Genomic DNA, 21,463 nt, shown 5'->3' with positions numbered 1-21,463 from the left:
AGCCGCTAGGTTGCCACTAGCTCGCTGTGCGCTCGGCAACAAATGCTTCTAGCTCGTCAATGGCCAACGCCTGTGAGTACAAAAAGCCCTGTGCAAAGTGGCATTGTTGCTGAGTCAGAAAATCGGCCTGTTGTTGCAGTTCAACGCCTTCGGCAATGGTGCGTTTGCCGAGAGTGTCCGCCAGTGAAATCACCGCTTTGCAAATGGCCTCATCGTCGTCTTTAACCCCTATGTCTTTGACAAACGAGCGATCGATTTTCAGCGTATCGAAGGGCAGAGCTTTGAGATACGCCAGCGAGGAATAACCCGTGCCAAAGTCGTCGATGGACAAACCGATGCCAGCACTTTGTATCGCCCGCATCACCAGTGAGGCGCGCTCTGGGTTTTCCATTGCCAAGCTTTCGGTCAGCTCCAGGGTCAACAGGTTGGCAGGAAAGCCCTCCGTGTTCAGTTGATGGTGCAGGTGCAACAGGAACTGGCTGTGCCAGAACTGACGCGATGATACGTTGACGCTGAGATGCAGCTGCTGGTTTAAGCGCCGGTTCAAACGGCCAATGTCGCGCAGCGCGGTATTGAGTACAAACAAACCGATGGATTCAATCACTTGTGAGCGCTCAGCGATGGGAATGAATTCCGACGGTGTAATGCGCCCTAATTTGGCGGAGTGCCAGCGCACGAGGGCTTCAACACCCACCACGGAACCGTCGCGCAGATCAATTTGTGGCTGGTAAGCGACGTACACTTCATCGTCCTGCAGTGCTTGTCGCAGGCCGGTATCGACCATCACGCTGCGCTCGTATTGCAAGGCCAACTGTTCGTCGAATACGGCGGTGGTTTCACGCCCGGAATGTTTCGCTTGATACATGGCGATGTCAGCTTTACGCATTAATTCTGCATAGGTACTGCCATCTTTGGGGTAGCTGGTGATGCCGATCGAGGCTGAAGGCTTGAGCTGGTAACTGGGAAAGTTTAACGGCAAAGACAAGCGCCCAAGAATATCTTTGGCTTTGATGTGCGCATCGTAGTCGGACATTTCCGGCATCAGTACAACAAACTCATCGCCGCCAAAGCGGCACACGGTGTCGCTTTCGCGCACCTCGGCGCGAATGCGCTGCGCCGCTTGCTTTAGCACCACGTCGCCAATGTCGTGGCCGTAAATGTCGTTGATGTCTTTGAAGTGATCCAGATCGATAAACAGTACGGCGAAAACGCGCTGGTGCCGTTGGCTGCTGGTGATGGCATGAATGATACGGTCTTCCAATAAGTTGCGATTGGCGCAGCCGGTCAGTGGGTCGTAGAACGCCAGTTGGCGAATTTGCTCTTCTTTGCGCTTGCGCTCACTGATGTCGCTAAATACCGCAATATAGTGAGATATATCCCCGCCACTGGTCACTACCGAACTAATCTGTAGCCACTGTGGGTACAAGCTACCATCTTTGCGGCGGTTGGTGATTTCACCGGCCCAGCTGCCGGTTTGGTTCAACTGTTGCCAAAGCTGCTGGTAAAACTCTTGCGATTGCAAACCTGACGACAATATTGCTGGAGTGCACCCTTGTACTTCTTCAAAGCAATAACCTGTGATCGCTTCAAAGGCGCGATTGACCATCATGATGTGCTGATCGGCGTTGGTTACTATGATGCCTTCGTGGCCCTCGCTGAACACCCGCATCGCTAAGCGCAACTGTTCGTCCGATTCGTATTGATCGGTGACATCGTATAAAAAAATACTAACGCACCCTGTTGCAGGATCTGGGGGTAAAGCTCGGCCACTGAAGTGACGTTGTGCACCGTTGTTGATTGCCACGGTAAAAGACGATGTTTGCTGACTAGCGATTACCTTTTGCAATTGCTGCAGCAATACATCACACACATTGTCGGGAAAAATTTGGTTAACATCTTTACCGAGATAATTGTCATCGACATCCAGCAACTCTCTTAGATGACTGCTCAGATGTTCAATGTTGCCACTGGGAGTGAGACAGGTAACCAATGCCAAGCCGTGGTCGACAAAAGCGTCCAGCATACGCCGCGAATGCCGAGCGCGAATTTCTTCCGTCTGATCTTCAAGCACGACAATAAAGCCGCCCTCATCGTTGGGGATTTGAGCGGTGTGAATCACGGACATAATCAACATTCGAGACAGTTGGCGCATTTGCAGTGCTGGGCTAGTCACCACCTCGTCGCTGCGCAGCAACAGCGTTTGATACAGCCAGTGACTGTCTTCTTGGGTGAAAAAGCGATACAGCGATTTACCACGCAGTGCACCTTGATGCTGCAATAGCTGGCAGCTGGCATGATTGCTGTCTTGAATGATGCCGTTGCTGTCGATGGTTACAATTGGCAGTGGCACTAGGTCGTACAGCAATTGAAAATGACGTCGCTGCAGGGCCAGTCGCTGCTGCGATTCGGCCAGCTCTTGGTTTTGCAGTTCCAGCTCCGCTTGGTAAATCTGTAAATCCTGCAGCAGGACGATTTGCTCGGCGCTGTGGGATTCACTCAATGCCTGCATGGCTTTTTGCCGCAGTTGCTCGAGGCGCGGATTATTGTGCGTCATGGCGTTGCTCACATCGTCATTGCGCTGTTCTCGTGCGGTCATCGCGGTACCACTCAGTGATGTTGAAATGGCTAACAACGGCGGCATAGTCATGGTTCGCGACCGGAGCGACGGACATCAAAAACCAGCGTTGTTCAGTGGCTGAATGGCACGGGTATTGGACAAAATAACCATTGCGGGTGCCCAATATCACGCCTTTGATGCCGTCGCGAATGGCGAGTAAGGCGTGATCGTCGCCGTCACTGGCGGCAATGGCAGTTTCCATGGCGCTAAGGTAATTGCTGCCGACGCCGCAACTGCGGCAATCTGGGTTGCCGTTAAGGCTGGCAAATCGCGCCCAGGCTCTGTTCACCATGGCAATCTCCCCATCGTATTTGATCAGCGCTATGTGCTCTGGCAACGCATCGATTACGGCTTGCAACTGCTGCGCACGTTGCACGTCGGTGATGTCAATAAATGTGGCCACCGCACCACGCAATTGCAGCCTGGGCTCGCTGTACGGTGTAATTCGAGCCAACAAGACCCGCTGCTGCGCCGTGATCAACTCGCGCTCCACTGGCTGCTGCTGATCGATGGCGCGGCGTAAATCGTCTATGACGGTAGTGTAGTCAGTGTGGTTGTGCATTTCCTCCAGCGGCCGACCAATGTCGGATTCACGCAAGCGAAAAACCTCAGCAATATCAGGACTAAAGCGGGTCACTCGCAACTCGTTATTGACGAACACCGTGGCCACCCCCGAGGCGCTGATCATGGTGGTTAGATCGGCATTGAGTTGGTTCAGTTGCGCCACCTTGCTTTGGTACTCGGCATTGACGGTATTTAACTCTTCGTTGACCGATTGCAGCTCTTCATTGGAGCTTTGTAGCTCTTCGTTGCTGGCCATCAGCTCTTCGTTGGCGGCCTGCAGTTCCTCGTTGGTGGTTTCTAGCTCTTCAATGGTGGCTTTTAAATCATGCTGGGTTTGCGTCAGCTCCTGCTCCAGCGCGTGGACGTAGTCATCATCAACAATCGCGTTATTTGGGCTGGCTTCTGCGTGCTGCTGGTCAATAAAGCTAACCGCTAACAAGTTGGAGTCTTGCTCTAATGGATAAGCCACCAGCTGCAGCTGCATGTCTTGGCCGGCGATGGTGTAGCTCATGGTGGCAGAGCGGCATTCATCGTTTTGGGTGCGACAGCGCAGCAACAGTGATTGCACTGTTGGCAGCAGCGGTTTGGCAATTAGGTCGGTGATGTGGGTACTGACAGGACCGTCAAAGGTGGTTAAAAACGGCGTCACATTTGCCAGTGTGCGTTTTACGTCGCGGCTGTCGGCGTCGATGACCAGCGTTGGTGGTGCGTATCGCTGGATCAGGCTTTGCTTCAGTAGCTCCAGCATCGGCGCAGCCTTGGATGATTCTGAGGGCGAAGGTGAGGGCAAAGATGCGGACGCTGGTCTTGAGCGCAGAGCCGCTTGGCGCGCCCGTGAACGTGGTCGGCTAGAAGAGGTCATGGCGCTCATGTGGCCACCGGTGCGCTGATACAGGCTGAGGTTGTCGTTCAAGCAGCGGTAGCTATCGTCCATGCCCTGGGTGGATTCACTGTTGCCTAGCAACAGCACGCCGTGCGGTTGTAGCGCGTGGCGAAATCCTGCCAGTACTCTTGCTTGCGCCTCGGGCTGCAGATAAATCAGCGTATTGCGACAAGCGACTAGGTCCATGCGTGTAAACGGTGGGTCCGACAATAAATTGTGGCGTGCAAATACGATGTGCTCGCGCAGTTCTGCGCGAATTTGGTAGCCATTGGAGGTGGCGATAAAAAAACGCTGCAAGCGCTCGCGACTGATTTCTTCGGCAATGCTGTGCGGATACACCCCCATGCTGGCGCGCTGTACGTTGCGGTCGTTAACATCGGTGGCAAACAGTTTCCACGCCGCTGAATTGGCGCTGCGCTGCAGCGTCTCCTCAATTAACATCGCTAGGCTGTAGGCCTCTTCACCACTGGAGCAACCTGCGACCCACACACGCAGTTGTTGTTGGGTATCTTTCAGCAGTTCCGGTAGCACGTGCTCGGCCAAATAATCAAACACCGCGCCGTCGCGAAAAAAGCTGGTGACCGGGATTAACAAATCGTCGTACAGGATGCGCTGCTCGTCTGGGTGGTCGAGCAAATAAGGGTAATAGCGCCCAGGCTCCGGCCGGTGAGTCGCATTATAGCGGCGCTGTAGGCGCCGGCTCACGGTGCTGTGCTTGTATTGGCGAAAATCAACGCCGGTGCGCTCCAGCATCAGCGCTAGGATGTCATTTTCGGTTTTGTCCGTGGTGTCGGGCGCTGCTACTGGCTCGTCAGGCTGCAGATACTGTGCGGCGCGGCTGGCCAGCTCGCTGGCGCCGGCAATGCAGTCGACGCAGTGGGTGGCGATGGCGCTGTCAGGCATGCCGCCAAAGCGCGCATCTTCGGGTGCCTGCACCAATACGTTACCGCCAGCGTGTTTCAGTTCGCGAATCCCACGGCTGCCATCGGAGCCGGTACCGGATAGAATGACCGCCACCGTGTGAGTGGCGTGATGGTGCGCCAGTGATGTCAGCAGGGTATCGATGGGCAGTGGCAGCACGTCGTGCTGGCGCTGGCGCAGTTGAAACTGTCCGTTCTCGACCGTGACGCTGGCGGCCGGTGGAATTAGATAAATGGTGTTAGCGTGCAGCTGCGCACCGTCCTCGATCAGGCGAATGGGGATTGGCGTGTAACGCACCAACAGCTCCGCCATCATGCTTTTGTGAGTGGGTGACAGGTGCTGAATGACGATGTAGCACACCGAGTCAGGCAGCGGGTTATGACAGAAAAACTGCTCCAACGCTTCCAACCCACCCGCAGAGGCGCCAATGGCGATGATGTGCTTGGCTGCGGTGCTGCCCGGCATACTGCTGTCCTTCGCGTAAAACTGTAAAAATAGCGCAACCTCCGCAGTAATGGTGGGAAAACAGCACGCTTTATTGACTTAGCGCGCTGTCCGCTGACATGGCTTTAGCGGCTGCTGTCGACACTTGGCTGCGGTGGTTGTTGACGGTATTCGCCTGGCGTCATACCGGTCCAGGCTTTAAAGCGCCGGTGAAACGAGCGCGCATCGCTGAACCCCAGCTGACACGCCATGTCACTGATCGGCATGCGAGTGTTGCGGAGCCAATCGGTAGCGGCTTCGCGGCGTAAGTCATCCAACAGTTGCTGATAGCCGGTACCGGCTTCTTGCAGGCGGCGCTGCAGGGTGCGTTCATTGATGCCCAATTGCGCGGCGACTTTTTCCCGCCGCGGTAACCCATCGCTCATCAGGCTGCGCAGCAGTGACCGTGTTTGCATCACAATCGGATGGCGCTGGCGGATATCGGCCATCACGGCAGCGGCTTGCTGTTCCAATGTGCGCAGCAGTTCTGGGTCTGGCTGGCGTAAGGGGGTGTCGAGCACGGATTCTTGAATAATCAGCGCATTGCGCGGCGCCCCAAATTCCAGCGGTGCCTGAAATACTTGTTGGTAGTGCACCACCTGGGCGGCGCTGGGGGCGGCGGACTCAAATTGCACACGTTCTGGTTTACCGTCGGGCAGATCGGCCAGCCAGCGTGCGAATGTCAGCCAGGAACCGAGGACATTGTCGATCATATGCGGGCGCACCACGGAATCGTCGTATTGGCAGATCCAACGCATGGCGATGTGTGGGCCGTATTTTTCAATGCGGGTGATGCCCATGTCGCCCACGATGGCTTCGTATTCGGGGGTTAGGTGCAGCGCTTCGCGCGCACTGCGCGCGTTCATGGCCATATAACCCACCAGGCTATAGGAGCCTGGCTGGACGTAGCGCGCGCTGTTGAGGCCAAATAGCGGGTCTTGTGTGCGCTCGACCAGATAACGAATCAAGCGCTGGAACTCACGCCCGGTGATGCGTGCGACGCTGTTGTCGAGAATACCACTGGGCAGGCCGGTGGCCGCCAGAGCATCGGCGGGATCAATGTGATAATCCTGAGCAGCACGCAAATACTGGCGAATGGCGTTGGCAGAAGCGGTGCCTAAGTCTGATGTCGTCATGCATGCAATTCCATGTTGGTACCTGAGCGGCTTACTACCTGAGTGGCTTAATTTACCCCGTAGGTGTCCGAATGGGTCAGTGTTTGTGGTTTTTGCCTCAGTATACTGGCTGACCAGAACATTCAGAAAGTACTGATGCCAAGCATCATCGACACTCGATAATAAGAAGAGACGGTAAGGAACAGGATTCTATGGCACGACGTTGGAATGGCTGGGGCGACGACAGCTATGTAAAAGAAGTCTCTCCCCACGGTGGCGCATTGATTCGCTCCGTCATTGGCGACTGTCAGGCGTTGCCCGATGCCACCTTAGCCGATGTCATGGCGCAAGTGCCGGCGTCGCGTTTGCCGCAGCATCCGCTGATCAGCAGTGATGCCGAAGATCGAGTGCGCCACGCTCGTGGCCAAAGCTTTCCGGACTGGCTGGCCATGCGCAGTGGCAAATTTGGAACCTTCCCTGACGGTGTCGCCTTTCCGGAATCCAGCAGTCAAGTGCGCGAGTTATTGGATCTGGCCCGCCAGCATGATTTTGAAGTGATCCCCTACGGCGGCGGCACATCGGTGGCGGGGCACATTACTCCGGCGGCGAGCCAGCGTGCGATTCTCACCATCGACATGGGGCGCATGAACCAGCTGCTCGACCTCAACGAAGAAAGCCAGATCGCCACCTTTGGTGCGGGCACGCCGGGGCCGCAGGTGGAGTCGCAATTGCGGGCGCGGGGTTACACCCTGGGGCACTTTCCGCAATCGTGGGAGCTGTCGACCATTGGTGGCTGGATCGCTTCGCGCTCCAGCGGCCAGCAATCATTGCGCTATGGCCGTATTGAACAAATGTTTGCTGGCGGTCGCATGGAAACCCTGCGCGGCAGTTTGGATATCCCTACCATCCCTGCCAGCTCAGCTGGGCCGGATTTGCGTGAAGTAACCATGGGTACGGAAGGGCGCATGGGCATTTTCACCGAAGTAAAGGTACGCGTGACGCGCTTGGCTGAGGAAGAAAAGTTCTTCGTCATGTTTATGCCCGACTGGCAGCAAGCCAAACAGGCGGTGCGTGAGTTGATTCAGCAAAAAATACCCATGTCAATGATGCGGGTGAGTAACGCTAAAGAAACACGTGCCCATGCGCATTTAGGGACGTCGGAATCGCAGTTCAAATTACTGGATCGCTATTTGCGCTTTCGTGGTCTGACGGACGAGCGCTGCATGCTGACGTTTGGTGTCACTGGATCGCGCTATCAAAATCGCACTTCATTGAAACAAATTCGCCAGGTGCTGTCCGCGCATGGCGGTGTGGGTGGCATCATCGCCAATATGATGGGTTCCATTTGGGCAGAAGGGCGCTTTAAATTCCCCTATTTGCGCGAAACCACTTGGCAGCAGGGCATTGCTGTCGATACCTTGGAGACGGCCACCGACTGGGATAACGTCGATGCCCTGATGCAAGACATCGAGCGTTCACTGGAATCTGCGTTGGCGGATGAAGGTGAGCAAGCCATGGTATTTACGCACTTGTCGCATTTGTACGGCCAAGGCTCGAGCATTTATACCACCTATTTTTTCCGCTGCGCCGACAGCTATGAGCAAACGCTGGCACGTTGGAAAAAATTAAAAGGCAGCGCGTCTTCTGTGATCGCACAAGGGCGAGCAACAATTTCTCATCAACATGGCGTGGGTAAGGATCATGCGCCGTATTTGGCAGCGGAAAAAGGCGAGTTGGGCATGGCCGTTATTCGCGACTTATTGCATCAATTTGATCCGGATAAGCGCTTGAACCCCAGCACCTTATTGCCAGACGATTAACCGAATAACACCCCATAAAAGCAATAACATAACTACATTCTCACACCCTGGCCGGCTTTGCCGGCCCTTTTTTCGTTCTGGTGACGGACGGATTTATGACAACAAAAGATTCTTTGTGGCATGCAGGCCAGCGTGAACGGACCTTGCAGCAATTGCGTGACACATCCAATTCCTGGGACGTGATCGTCGCGGGTGGCGGCATTACCGGTGCAGGTATTGCTCGCGAAGCGGCGCGTCGTGGGCTGAAAACCTTGTTAGTTGAGCGCCAGGATTTTGCCTGGGGCACCTCCAGTCGTTCTTCCAAAATGGTGCACGGCGGTTTGCGTTATATTGCCGCCGGTGACGTGAAAACCACGTTGCATTCGGTGCGTGAGCGCGAGCGGTTAATGACAGAGCTGCCCGGTTTGGTGGATCGAATGGGCTATTTAATGGCGCATTACAAAGGCGGCTTTCCTGGCCCTATGGTGTTTAATACGCTGTTGCGCATTTACGATTTTTTCGCTGGAAAACGCTATCGACAATTTCACCCGCTAAACGCATTTCGTTGGCTCAGCCCGCTGATTCGTCAGCAGGAATTATTGGGTGGTACACAGTTTGCCGATGCCGTCACCGACGACTCTCGCTTGGTCTTGCGGGTGTTGCGCGAGGCGCAGCGCGATGGTGCTCTGGCATTGAATTACCTTGGCGTGGATGGATTAATCAAGCAGCAAGATCGTGTTTGCGGTGCTCGGCTGCGTGATAGTTTGACCGGTGAGTTGTTTGAACTGCAGGCCGATGTGGTGATTAATGCCACCGGCGCCTGGGCCGATGAGCTGCGCGGGCAAATGCAAGCCGAGGCGAAAATACGCCCCGCCCGCGGCAGTCACATCGTTGTTCCTTCTTGGCGCTTGCCCGTGGCTCAGTCTTATACCGCCATGCACCCGGATGATGGTCGGCCGATATTTATCTTCCCGTGGGAAGGGCGAACCGTGGTTGGCACCACCGACCTCGACAGCCCTGGCATCGATAACAGCGAAGCCAGCATGACGCGCGACGAGCTGGAATATTTGTTGGCCGTGGCGCGACATCAGTTCCCGACCGCTGAGTTACAGCAAAGCGATATTATTTCCAGCTGGGCCGGTGTGCGTCCGCTGGTCTCCTCCGGGGCGCTGAATCCGTCCAAAGAAAAGCGTGATCACAGCGTTTGGGACGATAACGGCTTGGTCAGTGTCAGCGGTGGCAAGCTCACCACGTTTCGCTTAATTGCCTTGGATGTTCTGCGAGCAGCGCAGCCTTACATCAAACGTTTTCCTTCGGGTGAATTCAGCGACCGCTTGTTTACGCCAGCGCCGCCGCCCGCCCAGTCTGCCTTTCGCAACTTGCCGGGCCATGTGCAAAAACGTTTGCTTGGTCACTACGGCGCCGATATTGAGGCTTTGCTGGCACGCTGCCACGACGATGAGCTAGAGGTGATTCCAGGCAGTCGCTGTTTGTGGGCCGAGTTGCGTCACAGTGCTGCCAGCGAAGCGGTCGAGCATCTGGATGATTTACTGCTGCGGCGCACGCGCATTGGCTTGTTGATCGAGCAGGGTGGTTTGATCTGGCAGGATCGTATTCGCCGCATTTGCAGTGAAGAGCTGGGCTGGAGTGAAGCGCGTTGGCGCGATGAGGTGATGCGTTATCGCCAGATTTGGCAGCGCCACTACAGTGTGCCGGAGTAACCATGGCTGACTACGTTCTGGCCATCGACAATGGCACTCAAAGCGTGCGCGTATTGGTGTTTGATCGCACTGGTAACGAGATCGCCAAAAGCAAGGTCGAACTCGAAGCCTATGTATCGCAGCACCCCGGCTGGGCCGAGCAGCAGCCAGATTATTATTGGCAGTCATTGCAGTCGGCATTTCAGCAATTGTGGGCTCAGGGTATTGTCAGCCCCAGTGATATTGCCGGCGTGTCGCTGACGACTCAGCGCTACACCATGATCAACCTAGATGCACAGATGCAACCGCTGCGTCCCGCCATCGTGTGGATGGATCAGCGCAAAGCCACCCCAGAAGGTCCGCTTGGCGGAGTATGGGGGCTGCTCACCAAGGTTTTGCGCCTGACGCCGGTGATCGATGAGCTGCGCGCCAAAGCCAGAGACAATTGGCTGGCGCAGCATGAGCCGGACGTGTGGCGCCGCACCGCCTATTACGTGAATCTATCGGCCTATTTGACCTATCAGCTTACCGGCCAGTTACGCGACTCCACGGGCTCCATCGTCGGCTATTTGCCATACGATTATCGCCGCCAATGTTGGGCCAAGCCCAGCGATTTGAAATGGAAGCTGCTGGCGGCGAAACGCCAGATGATGCCCGAACTGGTGCGCCCGGGTGAGCCACTAGGCGCCATTAGTGAAAAAGCTGCAGAGTTAACCGGGTTGCCTGTTGGGCTGCCATTGATTGCGGCGGCCTCGGACAAAGCGTGTGAGGTGCTGGGCGCTGGCGGCACCGATGCGCACATTGGCTGCCTGAGCTATGGCACCACCGCGACGATCAATACCACCACGTCGCGTTATGTAGAAACGGTGCCTTTTATTCCACCTTATACCGCTGCCATGCCCGGGCACTACAACACCGAGATGATGGTATACCGCGGCTTTTGGATGGTGAGTTGGTTTAAGCAGGAGTTTGCTCATTACGAGCAGCGCAAGGCTAAGGAGCTGGGCTTGGAGGCCGAGCAACTGTTTGATGAACTGCTAAATCAGGTGCCGGCCGGTTCCATGGGGTTGATGATGCAGCCCTATTGGTCGCCTGGAGTTAGGCAGCCAGGCCCGGAAGGGAAAGGGGCACTGATTGGTTTTGGCGACGTTCACAAGCGCTCCCACGTCTACCGCGCCATTTTGGAAGGGCTGGCGTATGAGCTGCGCCAAGGCAAAGAGCAAATCGAAAAACGCAGTAAAGTGCCGATCACGCGCTTGCGTGTGTCGGGCGGCGGTTCACAAAGCAATGCGGCCATGCAGCTGACGGCGGATATCTTTGGCATGGCAGCAGAGCGGCCGCACACTTTTGAGGCGTCGGGTTTGGGAGCCGCCATCAATTGTGCCGTCGGGCTGGGTTGGTACGACGATTACCGCGCTGCCACCGATGCCATGACTCGGGTCGGGGACGTATTTGAACCTCACTTGCCGACCGTGCGCTTGTACGATCGACTGTATCGTGAGGTGTATCAGAAAATGTATCGCCGCTTGCAACCCTTGTATCGCTCGATTCGCGATATTACTGGTTATCCGGATTGATATCGCCCAGCTGCAGTAATAACGCACGCGTATCGTCGATGGCCTGACGATAACTGTGGTGCAATACGGCCCGATCAATGGTGTGCCCTTGCAACAGTGGCCACTCCAGTTGATCCCAGGCGCCGCGCTCAATGCAGTGCAGGGTGCGCAGCAGCCAGCCGTAATGCCCTTGTTGTTGAAGCAGTGCCTGGCTGAGTTCGTGGGAAAAACGTAGGCGCTGGCAAATGTCGCTCATTGGCAGGTCAGTAAAGGCGTCTAACAAAGAGAACAGTCCCAGAGTAAATGCGGCATCGGCTTCCAGACCGGCGCGTTCCGCCAGCAGCTGGCAGCAGTGCGCGCGCACCAGTGCCTGTTCACGCAGTGCCATTGGTTTATCGTCCAGGCGGCCCAGCGCCAAAATGTTGGTCCATGAGCGAATGCGGTCCAGCCCGACCAGCACTAGGGCGTGGCGAATGGAGGAGATGGTGGTCACGCAGCCGACGGCGGCGGAGTTCACCAGTTGCAGCAGTTTGAAGCTCAGTTGCGGCTCGCTGTGCAGCAGTGTTACCACGGAATCGATATTGACGTCTGGCTGATTCAGAACCTGCAGCAGTTGCAACACGGCGACCTTGTTGTCGGCCAGTCGTTTTCCGAACAGTGGCTTGGGGCGATCAAAGAAGTAGCCCTGAAACAGAGAAAAGCCAAGCTCACGACAGAACTCAAACTCTTCGTGGTTTTCTACCTTCTCCGCCAACCATATTTGGCGCTCATCGAAATGGCGTTTGAATAAGATCTCTACTTGCTGCAAATCATCAATCAGGCGCAGGTCGACTTTTACAATATCGGCCAAAGGCAGCATCAGAGTTTGTGCTTCGGTGGCGGAGAAGTCATCCAGCGCTACTCGGTAGCCGTAGTGTCGCAGCCTTTGCAGTGCTTCGATGTTGGGCGCCGTGGCTTCCGTGTACTCAATGACTTCCGCCACCAATGCATCGGGTGGCAGCAGCGGCGGGTTCTGCAGCCAATGCTCGGTGAAGTTGATGTAGGCGGGCAGGCCGCCGGTCACCTGTTGAATGCCAAGGTCGTGAAATGCGCTCACCATCACATCACGTGTTGCCTGATCGCCCGATAATACCTGCGCTTGTTGATCGAGCGGCGGCAGTGGGCGATACAGCAACTCATAGGCGACCACCTGCAGATTGGTGTCGAGAATGGGTTGGCGGGCAAGCAGTGGTGGTGGATCTTGATTCATGCGCAGTCCATCATTGGTGTCTACCTCAGTGTAACGGCTTTGGCGCGCTTTTTTGTGGTGCTTGTCTACACTTTAGAGAAAATTGTATTGCGGAGTGCGACATGAGTGGAGTCTTGAGCAGCGTAGACGCCAGAACACAGTTGGTGGGGCAGAATCGCCTAGAACTGCTGCTGTTTCATTTGGGCGGTACTCAGCTGTTCGCCATCAATGTATTTAAAGTGCAGGAAGTGATGCGCTTGCCGGCGCTGACCAAAATGCCTGATAGGCATCCCGTCGTGCGCGGCGTCACCCACCTGCGTGGCCAGACGGTGCCAGTGGTGGACTTGCGCCACGCCATTCAAATGGGCCCGCTGAAAACCACTGAAGAAGAAGCCACCATCATTGTGACGGAATACAACATGACGGTGCAGGCGTTTTTGGTCGGCGGTGTCGATCGCATCGTCAATATGAACTGGAACGAGATTTTACCACCGCCCGGTGGTTCCGGTCGCAATCACTACCTCACCGCCATTACTCGCATCGAAGAGCGCATCGTTGAAATCATCGATGTCGAAAAAGTGCTGGCGGAAATCGCGCCGTACGATCTGGATTTATCGGAAGACTTATACGACCAAGAGTTGCTGGCGCGTATTAAGGGCAAAGACATCTTGATCGTCGATGACTCGCACGTGGCGTTGGGACAAATGAAGCAGGTACTGACCCCAATGGGGCTCAATATCGTGGAAGCCAATAATGGCTTGGAAGCCTACCAAATGCTGATGCACTGGAAAGAGCAGGGCAAGGATCTGGAAAATGATCTGGTGATGATCATTACCGATGCTGAGATGCCAGAAATGGATGGCTATATGTTGACCACTGAAATTCGTCGAGATCCGCAATTAAAAGGCACCACCATTATTTTGCACACATCGTTGTCGGGCAGTTTTAACCGCGCCATGGTTAAAAAAGTCGGCTGTGATGGCTTTTTATCGAAGTTTGCACCGGAGGCAATGACCACAGAAGTGCAGCGTTTGATGCGCGTTAAGCTTGGTATGGAAGCGCCTTCTGACTAATTTCTCACGGGTTGTTGACTGGCAAGTCGCAGCGTTTTGTTGATAATCATGAGCCGGCCTATGCCGGCTTTTTTAATTCTATTGCAAGGATGTCTCATGGCGACCATCGAACGCTTATTTATTTACCCGATTAAATCCTGTGCGCCGGTGGAGGTTGAGCACTTTGAATTGGATGCCCTGGGTCCAGTCGGTGACCGACGCTATATGCTGGTGAATGAGCAAGGCAAATTTTTAAGCCAACGCCAGCTGCCACAAATGGCCAGAATTCAAGCGCACTACCAAGGAGAAGCATTGGTTATTACCTTGCCGGGTCAGGCGCCTATGGAAGTGAGCCTGAGTGAGGAACGAGCGGACGTTGAAGTGTGGGGCGACGTCGTTTCTGCGCGCTTGGCCGCTCAAGCGGTGCATGATCGTCTGTCAGAATTTTTGGGGCGTGCCTGTCGCTTGGCGTATATGGACGAGCACAGTGAGCGTTTGGTCACTGCCAAATACAGCTCTGGTGATCGCCAAGTAGGGTTTGCGGACGGATTTCCGTTATTGGTGGTGAATCAAAATAGCTTGGATTTTCTTAGTGAGCTGTTACAGCGCACGGTTGATATGCGACGTTTTCGCCCGAATGTGGTGTTGTCTGGGGAGGATATTCCGCATCTGGATGAGTACCAGTGGCGCACCTTGAATTTGAGCAATGGTCATCTTGATGTGGTTAAACTGTGTGCTCGCTGCGTTATTCCAACACGGGATATGGACTCACTTGAGCGCCAAGGTGATGTGTTGGATGCATTAAAAGAGCACTATCGGGTCGATGGCAAAATTATCTTTGGCCAAAATGCGATCCATCAACAGCTGGATTCTCTGGCAGTTGGACAAAGCGTCGACGTGGTGCGCTAAAAAAACTCGATTTCGTCATCCGTGCCTTGGGTGTCATTGTTACCATGCTGAAAATGATGGCGATAAATCTGTAGGGCTTCGGCAATGGTATGGCCAGCGAGGATGTACTCATACATCAGGCGTTCGGCCTCCATTGTGTAGTTCGACTTGATGTCTTGCTGCAGGCTTTGCCAGGCACGTTGCTGATAGCGTTGCTGCGGGTGAGCAATGAGGTGGCCCATCTGTTCCAGGCTGTCGCTCACGTGTTCCAGACGCTGGCATAAGCGATCATAAAACTGAAAGCTGACCACAGATTGCTGCACACTGCTTTGGATGTTGGTGGCCAGTGCATGCGCTTGCTGCTGTGTTTCTCCAGAGCACAGCTGCTGCAATTGCTGGGCGTCACCGGCGATGGCTGCAAACTGTTGCGTCAACTGGTTGATGCTGTCGCTGCTTTCATGCAGGGAGGTATCAATCTGGCTGACGGCCAGTGCCAGGAGCGTTAGGGTTTCGCTGATTTGGCTCCAGTCCAGCTGTTCTTCGCTGCGAGAGTTGGCAGCCAGGCTGCGGCGGTCGGGCTTGTCCATAGGCTGTCCTTATCAATCGCCGGAATCGGGTGAGTCAGGGCTCAGCTGCAAGCATAGTTGAGGTATGGGCGCAGTGCGCCCAACCTTTTGTGGCCTTGTTTCTTGGTTGTGTTACTGGTCCGGATTGAGCTGGCGCATGCGGTGCAGCAGTGCCGATGTGTCCGCGCGGCCTTTGCCCAGATTCTGCAGCTCGGCATAAAACTGATCGACCAGTGCCGTTAACGGCAAGCTCACGCCCAGCTGCTTGGCCTCGTCGAGGCAAATACCCAAATCTTTGCGCATCCAGTCGATAGCAAAGCCGTGGTCGTAGTCATCGGCGTCCATGGTTTGATGGCGGTTGACCATTTGCCAACTACCGGCGGCCCCTTGACTGATGACACTGACCACCTTGTTGATATCGAGGTTTTGCTTTTGCGCCATCAATAGACCTTCGGACAGGCCTTGTAGCACGCCGGCGATGCATATCTGATTGACCATCTTGGTCGCTTGTCCGGCGCCTGCGGCTCCCATGCGTTCGATGGCTTTGGTGTAGGGCTGGGTCAGCTCAACCAGCTTGGCGTATACCGCTTCGTCGCAGCCGACCATCAGGCTTAACTGGCCATTGATGGCGCCTTGTTGGCCGCCGGAAACCGGGGCGTCGACAAAATCGACCTGCTGTTGCTGGCACAGCTGGTGCAGTTCCTGAGCCAGAGTGCTGGAAGTAGTGGTGTGGTCGACCACCAAAGTGCCTGGTCTTGCGTGCGCGAGGATGCAGGCTTCGCGGCACATCAGGTCTCTAACGTCACTGTCACGCCCCACGCACAATAATACGGCATCGGCGTCTTTGACGGCGGCGGCGATGGTGTCATGGGCGCTGCCTTGGTATTCGCTGGACCACTGCTGCGCGGTGCTGTGAGTGCGATTCCATACAGAGACGGTGTGTCCTGCATTGGCGAGATGTCCGGCCATGGGGTAGCCCATGGTGCCTAAACCGATAAAGCACAGGTTGGCCATTCATTTTCCTTCTTGGGTTGCAATAAAAAAGCCGCTCGATGAGCGGCTTTTTAGGGTTAAGCGGGGTAGTCGCGCTTGGTGTGGCCAGTGTATAGCTGGCGAGGGCGGCCGATGCGGTAGCCTTCACTGATCATTTCATTCCAGTGTGCGATCCAGCCAGGAGTACGGCCGGTGGCAAAAATCACGGTGAACAGCTCAGTTGGGATGCCGATGGCTTTCAGGATGATGCCTGAGTAGAAGTCGACGTTTGGATATAGACCGCGTTTCACGAAGTACTCGTCTTCGGTGGCGATTTTTTCCAGTTTCATGGCGATCTTCAGCAACGGATCATTTTCCATGCCCAGCTCTGCCAATACTTCGTCACACGTTTGCTTCATCACCTTGGCGCGAGGGTCGAAGTTTTTGTAGACGCGATGGCCAAAGCCCATCAGACGGAATGGATCGTCCTTGTCTTTAGCTTTAGCGATAAATTTGTCGATGTTGGACTCATCGCCGATTTCATTCAGCATGTTCAGTACGGCTTCGTTGGCGCCGCCATGAGCTGGGCCCCACAGTGCCGCGATGCCGGAGGCGATACACGCAAATGGGTTGGCACCGGTAGAGCCAGCCAGGCGCACGGTTGATGTAGAAGCATTTTGCTCGTGATCGGCGTGCAGCAAGAAGATGCGATCCATGGCCTTGGCCAAAATTGGGCTAACTTCTTTCTCTTCACACGGTGTGTTGAACATCATGTGTAGGAAGTTTTCTGAGTAGCTCAGCTCGTTGCGCGGGTACATAAACGGCTGGCCAATGCTGTATTTGTACACCATGGCGGCCAGGGTTGGCATTTTAGCGATCAAACGATGCGCTGATACCAGGCGGTGGTGCTCGTCATGAATATCCAGCGAATCGTGATAGAACGCAGACAGGGCGCCAACCACGCCGCACATTACCGCCATAGGGTGTGCGTCGCGACGGAAGCCATTAAAGAAGTGGCTCAGCTGCTCGTGCACCATGGTGTGGTTTTTAATGGTGCTAACAAACTGCGCTTTTTGCTCGTCGCTTGGCAGTTCGCCGTGCAGCAATAGGAAGCAAGTTTCCAGGTAGTCAGATTTCTCTGCCAGTTGCTCGATTGGGTAACCGCGGTGTAACAGAACACCGGCGGCGCCGTCGATGTAGGTGATTTTCGATTCAGTGGCGGCCGTCGAAACAAAGCCAGGGTCGTAAGTGAACAGGCCTTTTCCGGTCAGACTGCGAACGTCAACGACGTCGGGGCCCACGGTGCCTTCATAGACGGGAAGTTCCAGTGCCTCGTCGATGCCATCGACCTTCAGAGTTGCTTTCTTGTCAGCCATGGTTGCGGCCTCCTGCTGTTATCGTTTTTACGCCCAAAAAACAGGGCGTTACCTAAATTTGAGGGGCCAACTATATGTGCTGTACCTCGTTTGTCAATTCCTCAGCAGTCGGGCTGCTGCCCTCAGGTTGCTCTAGTATAGTTGCCGAGCTATTGATGCAAGTCGCTTGACTGGGCGAATAGATTTAGCGCGCTATCGGCCGTATTCCCTTTGTCGTCGATTGTAAATCTGACCTCTGGTGACTATAATTTGTCGCAACCTGAAACTTGTGCAAGACTTATACAAGAAAGGGTTGAATTCTTGAGACTGAGCTGCCCGGCGAACACTGCCAGGGTTGCCAAAAAGAGAGTGTTTAGAGCCGTGAATAGCAATAGACCTGTAAATCTAGACCTGACTACCATTCAGCTCCCGCTGCCCGGCAAGGCGTCCATTTTGCACCGTATCTCAGGCGTGATCCTGTTTTTCGCGGTGGCATTTATGTTGGCAGCTTTGTCTATGTCGCTGGAATCTGAAGCCAGCTTTGCTGAATTGAAAGCCGCTTTTGACCATGGCCTGGTTAAATTCATTGCTTGGGGCATCGTTTCCGCCCTGGGTTATCACTTTGTTGCTGGCATTAAGCACTTGGTGATGGATATGGGCATTGGTGAAACCAAAGAAGGCGGTCGCACTGGCGCCATCATTACACTGGCCGGTGGTGTGATTGTGATTGTTCTGGCAGGAGTTTGGGTATGGTAGCAAGTATTACGAATTTAGGTCGCAGCGGCCTTTACGACTGGATGATCCAGCGTATCAGTGCAGTAGTGCTGGCGCTGTACACTCTGTTTATTCTCGGTTTTCTGATTGCATCGCCTGATCTGCAATACGCTCAGTGGCAAGACCTGTTTTCACAAACGTGGATGAAGGTCTTCTCTCTGGCAGCCCTGATTTCCCTGTGCGCCCATGCGTGGGTCGGCATGTGGACCGTATCAACCGACTATCTCAAAGCAGCGGGTATTCGCTTTGCGTTCCAGTTTGTGTGTGCAGCGTTCCTGTTCACCTATCTGGTTTGGGGTATTGATATTCTGTGGGGTGTGTAAGTCATGGCTAAAATTCGAACTATGTCCTTTGATGCCATCGTAATCGGTGGTGGTGGTGCAGGCATGCGTGCCGCGCTGCAATTGACGGAATCAGGCATCAAGACGGCCTGTGTTACAAAAGTATTCCCAACACGCTCTCATACGGTATCTGCTCAAGGTGGTATTACCTGTGCGATTGCGTCTGCTGATCCTAACGACGATTGGCGCTGGCACATGTACGACACCGTAAAAGGGTCGGACTACATTGGCGACCAAGACGCGATTGAATATATGTGTTCAGTCGGTCCTCAAGCGGTATTTGAACTCGAGCACATGGGTCTGCCGTTCTCTCGTACCGAAGAAGGTCGTATTTATCAGCGTCCATTCGGCGGTCAGTCGAAAGGTCCGGATAATCCAACGCAAGCAGCGCGTACCTGTGCAGCCGCTGACCGTACTGGCCATGCTCTGTTGCACGCCTTGTATCAAGGTAACCTGAAGGGCGGTACTACCTTCCTTAATGAATGGTATGCCGTGGATCTGGTGAAAAATTCACAAGGTCAGGTGGCCGGTGTGATCGCCATCGATATCGAATCGGGCGAAACCGTTTACATCAAGGCCAAAGCCACAGTGCTGGCGACCGGTGGTGCGGGTCGTATCTATCAGTCCACTACCAACGCCTTGATCAACACGGGTGACGGTGTTGGCATGGCGCTGCGTGCGGGCGTGCCAATGCAAGACATGGAGATGTGGCAGTTCCACCCAACGGGTATTGCTGGTGCCGGTGTTCTGGTGACCGAAGGCTGTCGTGGTGAAGGTGGTTACCTGATCAATAAAGACGGTGAGCGCTTTATGGAACGTTACGCTCCAAATGCCAAAGACCTGGCGGGTCGCGACGTAGTTGCGCGCTCCATGGTAATGGAAATTTTGGAAGGCCGTGGCTGCGGTGAAGACGGCGACCATGTATTCCTGAAGCTGGATCACCTGGGCGAAGAAACCTTGAACGCCAAGTTGCCAGGTATTCTTGAACTGTCGCGTACCTTTGCTCACGCTGATCCAGTCAAAGAGCCGATCCCAGTGGTACCAACTTGTCACTACATGATGGGTGGTATCCCGACCAATATTGGCGGTCAGGCACTGACGCAAGACGAAAACGGCAATGATGTTGTTGTTGAAGGCCTGTATGCGGCGGGCGAAATTGCTTGTGTGTCTGTACACGGTGCGAATCGCTTGGGCGGTAACTCACTGCTCGACTTGGTGGTGTTTGGCCGTGCGGTTGGCCTGCAGGTGGAACAAAACTTCCGTGATGGCTTCGAAACCCAGGACGCCAGCGAAGAAGACATCGAGCGTGCCATGGCTCGCCTGAATCGTCTGAATAATTCGACCACAGGCGAAAAAGTGGCCGATGTTCGCGCGGACTTGCAAAAAACCATGCAGCTGTACTTCGGTGTATTCCGTGAAGGCGAGAGCATGGAGAAAGGTCTGAAAATGCTCGAAGAAATCGGTCAGCGCGTGCAAAACACCGTGCTGGACGACAAGAGCTCTGCCTTTAATACCGCGCGCATCGAAGCACTGGAGCTGGATAACCTGTTTGAAACTGCTTATTCAACGGCGGTTGCTGCAGCTGAGCGTAAAGAATCGCGTGGCGCGCATGCTCGTAATGACTACACCGAGCGTGACGACGAAAACTGGTTGTGCCACTCACTGTACATTCCGCAAACCAAATCTATTGGCAAGCGCGCAGTGAATTTTGAGCCGAAAACCGTACCAGCGTTTCCACCTAAAGTTCGTACCTACTAAACGGGGAGTGATGACATGTTAGTAAGTATCTATCGCTACAACCCTGAGACTGACGAAGCACCGGTGATGCGTGATTACGAAATCACTATTCCGGGCAACCGTGATGTAATGATTTTGGATGTTCTGGCTCTGGTGAAAGAGCAGGATCCAACGTTGGCTTACCGCCGTTCTTGCCGTGAAGGGGTTTGTGGCTCCGACGGTATGAACATCAACGGTAAAAATGGTCTGGCGTGTATTACGCCGATCTCTGAAGCCACCAATGGCAAAATGGATAAGCTGGTGCTGCGTCCTCTGCCGGGCATGCCAGTAATTCGTGACCTGGTTATCGATATGAGCTTGTTCTACAAGCAGTACGAGAAGGTCAAGCCGTTCTTGCGCAATAATACGCCGGCGCCAGCCATTGAGCGTTTGCAGTCGCCGGAAGAGCGCGAAAAACTGGATGGGTTGTACGAGTGCATTCTGTGTGCATGCTGCTCAACGTCCTGCCCATCGTTTTGGTGGAATCCAGATAAGTTCGTTGGTCCGGCCGGTTTGCTGCAAGCGTACCGCTTCTTGGCAGACAGCCGTGATACCACGACTGCAGAGCGTTTGGCGGAACTGAGTGATCCATTCAGCGTATTCCGTTGCCGTGGTGTCATGAATTGTGTCAATGTCTGCCCTAAGGGTCTGAACCCAACGCGGGCAATCGGACATATCCGTAACATGCTGCTGTCTCAGCAGGTGTAAAGGGCGGGCCGATTCAGTTCCTGGCAATATTAGACGTAAGTGGGCTGGACACACGGCTCACTTGCGTTAACATTTTTTCAAGAATGGCGCCCACAAAGCGTCACTCTTAACTAAGCTAGTCCTAAACTTGAGGGGGCGAGGAATCCTCGTTGCGCCTCAGAGGAA

The 21,463-nt window shown here is 54.6% G+C and carries 16 protein-coding genes; 9 read left to right on the top strand and 7 right to left on the bottom strand.

Going from position 1 to position 21,463, the window contains the following annotated elements; all coding sequences use genetic code 11:
• Positions 1-16: 16 nt before the first annotated feature.
• The 3 genes from CHH28_RS15710 to CHH28_RS15700 form a co-directional block, all read right to left on the bottom strand.
• On the bottom strand, positions 17-2,647 hold the full coding sequence (locus CHH28_RS15710) for an EAL domain-containing protein (RefSeq protein ID WP_094061205.1): 2,631 nt from the start codon (positions 2,645-2,647) through the stop codon (positions 17-19).
• A complete protein-coding gene (locus CHH28_RS15705; protein WP_094061204.1) occupies positions 2,571-5,450 on the bottom strand; it encodes a CheR family methyltransferase in 2,880 nt (959 codons plus the stop codon). The genes CHH28_RS15710 and CHH28_RS15705 overlap by 77 nt, the downstream gene beginning before the upstream one ends.
• Before the next feature lie 104 nt (positions 5,451-5,554).
• Positions 5,555-6,604 carry an AraC family transcriptional regulator gene (locus CHH28_RS15700; RefSeq protein ID WP_094061203.1) on the bottom strand — a complete coding sequence of 350 codons (1,050 nt, stop codon included), beginning with the start codon at positions 6,602-6,604 and terminating at the stop codon, positions 5,555-5,557.
• A 191-nt stretch (positions 6,605-6,795) separates the two neighbouring features.
• Here CHH28_RS15700 and CHH28_RS15695 point away from each other — a divergent pair, with 191 nt between their 5' ends.
• The 3 genes from CHH28_RS15695 to CHH28_RS15685 all read left to right on the top strand — a co-directional run bounded on the left by CHH28_RS15695 (position 6,796) and on the right by CHH28_RS15685 (position 11,659).
• Positions 6,796-8,403: an FAD-binding oxidoreductase gene (locus tag CHH28_RS15695; RefSeq protein ID WP_094061202.1), complete on the top strand. Its 1,608-nt coding sequence runs from the start codon at positions 6,796-6,798 to the stop codon at positions 8,401-8,403.
• Positions 8,404-8,498: 95 nt separating this feature from the next.
• On the top strand, positions 8,499-10,103 hold the full coding sequence (locus tag CHH28_RS15690) for a glycerol-3-phosphate dehydrogenase/oxidase (RefSeq protein WP_094061201.1): 1,605 nt from the start codon (positions 8,499-8,501) through the stop codon (positions 10,101-10,103).
• 2 nt (positions 10,104-10,105) lie between these two features.
• Positions 10,106-11,659, top strand: a complete 1,554-nt coding sequence (locus CHH28_RS15685; RefSeq protein ID WP_094061200.1) for an FGGY-family carbohydrate kinase — start codon at positions 10,106-10,108, stop codon at positions 11,657-11,659.
• Here the strand turns inward: CHH28_RS15685 and CHH28_RS15680 are convergent.
• Positions 11,640-12,887 (bottom strand): EAL and HDOD domain-containing protein, encoded by a 1,248-nt coding sequence (locus tag CHH28_RS15680; RefSeq protein WP_233243633.1) that lies wholly within the window; start codon positions 12,885-12,887, stop codon positions 11,640-11,642. The two genes, CHH28_RS15685 and CHH28_RS15680, sit on opposite strands and share 20 nt — an antisense overlap.
• 101 nt (positions 12,888-12,988) lie before the next feature.
• On the opposite strand from CHH28_RS15680, the gene CHH28_RS15675 reads away from it, so the two are divergent.
• Together CHH28_RS15675 and CHH28_RS15670 are read left to right on the top strand one after the other, a co-directional pair.
• Positions 12,989-13,939: a chemotaxis protein CheV gene (locus CHH28_RS15675; RefSeq protein WP_094061199.1), complete on the top strand. Its 951-nt coding sequence runs from the start codon at positions 12,989-12,991 to the stop codon at positions 13,937-13,939.
• Between the two features lie 96 nt (positions 13,940-14,035).
• A complete protein-coding gene (locus tag CHH28_RS15670) occupies positions 14,036-14,827 on the top strand; it encodes an MOSC domain-containing protein (protein WP_199243925.1) in 792 nt (263 codons plus the stop codon).
• Here the strand turns inward: CHH28_RS15670 and CHH28_RS15665 are convergent.
• From CHH28_RS15665 to gltA, 3 genes are all read right to left on the bottom strand, one after another.
• Positions 14,824-15,393 carry a hypothetical protein gene (locus CHH28_RS15665; RefSeq protein WP_094061197.1) on the bottom strand — a complete coding sequence of 190 codons (570 nt, stop codon included), beginning with the start codon at positions 15,391-15,393 and terminating at the stop codon, positions 14,824-14,826. The genes CHH28_RS15670 and CHH28_RS15665 overlap by 4 nt on opposite strands.
• A gap of 111 nt (positions 15,394-15,504) precedes the next feature.
• The gene (locus CHH28_RS15660) at positions 15,505-16,386 is read right to left on the bottom strand and encodes an NAD(P)-dependent oxidoreductase (RefSeq protein WP_094061196.1); all 882 of its coding nucleotides are present in this window, start codon (positions 16,384-16,386) and stop codon (positions 15,505-15,507) included.
• Between the two features lie 56 nt (positions 16,387-16,442).
• Positions 16,443-17,720, bottom strand: coding sequence for a citrate synthase (gltA, locus tag CHH28_RS15655; protein ID WP_094061195.1), 1,278 nt, complete (start codon positions 17,718-17,720; stop codon positions 16,443-16,445).
• A 360-nt stretch (positions 17,721-18,080) separates the two neighbouring features.
• On the opposite strand from gltA, the gene sdhC reads away from it, so the two are divergent.
• From sdhC to CHH28_RS15635, 4 genes are read left to right on the top strand one after another with little or no spacing between them, the layout of a single operon-like run.
• Entirely contained in the window at positions 18,081-18,455 is a 375-nt protein-coding gene (sdhC, locus tag CHH28_RS15650; protein ID WP_094061194.1) for a succinate dehydrogenase, cytochrome b556 subunit, read from the top strand.
• Positions 18,449-18,796, top strand: coding sequence for a succinate dehydrogenase, hydrophobic membrane anchor protein (sdhD, locus tag CHH28_RS15645; protein WP_094061193.1), 348 nt, complete (start codon positions 18,449-18,451; stop codon positions 18,794-18,796). The genes sdhC and sdhD overlap by 7 nt, the downstream gene beginning before the upstream one ends.
• Positions 18,797-18,799: 3 nt before the next feature.
• Positions 18,800-20,572, top strand: coding sequence for a succinate dehydrogenase flavoprotein subunit (gene sdhA / locus CHH28_RS15640; RefSeq protein ID WP_094061192.1), 1,773 nt, complete (start codon positions 18,800-18,802; stop codon positions 20,570-20,572).
• A 15-nt stretch (positions 20,573-20,587) separates the two neighbouring features.
• The gene (locus CHH28_RS15635) at positions 20,588-21,298 is read left to right on the top strand and encodes a succinate dehydrogenase iron-sulfur subunit (RefSeq protein ID WP_094061191.1); all 711 of its coding nucleotides are present in this window, start codon (positions 20,588-20,590) and stop codon (positions 21,296-21,298) included.
• The last annotated feature ends 165 nt before the right edge of the window (positions 21,299-21,463 follow it).

It is taken from the genome of Bacterioplanes sanyensis (genome assembly GCF_002237535.1).
GTDB classification, from domain to species: Bacteria; Pseudomonadota; Gammaproteobacteria; order Pseudomonadales; family Oceanobacteraceae; genus Bacterioplanes; species Bacterioplanes sanyensis_A.
Note: the sequence above shows the minus strand (reverse complement) of the source record. Positions and strands in the feature narration are given on the sequence as shown.

Excerpts from the sequence above, each read along its gene's own strand:
- gltA (WP_094061195.1), bottom strand. The coding sequence starts at position 17,720 with ATGGCTGACAAGAAAGCAACTCTGAAGGTCGATGGCATCGACGAGGCA.
- sdhD (WP_094061193.1), top strand. The coding sequence starts at position 18,449 with ATGGTAGCAAGTATTACGAATTTAGGTCGCAGCGGCCTTTACGACTGG.
- CHH28_RS15685 (WP_094061200.1), top strand. The coding sequence starts at position 10,106 with ATGGCTGACTACGTTCTGGCCATCGACAATGGCACTCAAAGCGTGCGC.
- CHH28_RS15695 (WP_094061202.1), top strand. The coding sequence starts at position 6,796 with ATGGCACGACGTTGGAATGGCTGGGGCGACGACAGCTATGTAAAAGAA.
- CHH28_RS15670 (WP_199243925.1), top strand. The coding sequence starts at position 14,036 with ATGGCGACCATCGAACGCTTATTTATTTACCCGATTAAATCCTGTGCG.
- CHH28_RS15705 (WP_094061204.1), bottom strand. The coding sequence starts at position 5,450 with ATGCCGGGCAGCACCGCAGCCAAGCACATCATCGCCATTGGCGCCTCT.
- CHH28_RS15710 (WP_094061205.1), bottom strand. The coding sequence starts at position 2,647 with ATGACTATGCCGCCGTTGTTAGCCATTTCAACATCACTGAGTGGTACC.
- CHH28_RS15680 (WP_233243633.1), bottom strand. The coding sequence starts at position 12,887 with ATGAATCAAGATCCACCACCACTGCTTGCCCGCCAACCCATTCTCGAC.
- CHH28_RS15700 (WP_094061203.1), bottom strand. The coding sequence starts at position 6,604 with ATGACGACATCAGACTTAGGCACCGCTTCTGCCAACGCCATTCGCCAG.
- CHH28_RS15660 (WP_094061196.1), bottom strand. The coding sequence starts at position 16,386 with ATGGCCAACCTGTGCTTTATCGGTTTAGGCACCATGGGCTACCCCATG.
- sdhA (WP_094061192.1), top strand. The coding sequence starts at position 18,800 with ATGGCTAAAATTCGAACTATGTCCTTTGATGCCATCGTAATCGGTGGT.
- CHH28_RS15635 (WP_094061191.1), top strand. The coding sequence starts at position 20,588 with ATGTTAGTAAGTATCTATCGCTACAACCCTGAGACTGACGAAGCACCG.
- CHH28_RS15675 (WP_094061199.1), top strand. The coding sequence starts at position 12,989 with ATGAGTGGAGTCTTGAGCAGCGTAGACGCCAGAACACAGTTGGTGGGG.
- CHH28_RS15690 (WP_094061201.1), top strand. The coding sequence starts at position 8,499 with ATGACAACAAAAGATTCTTTGTGGCATGCAGGCCAGCGTGAACGGACC.
- CHH28_RS15665 (WP_094061197.1), bottom strand. The coding sequence starts at position 15,393 with ATGGACAAGCCCGACCGCCGCAGCCTGGCTGCCAACTCTCGCAGCGAA.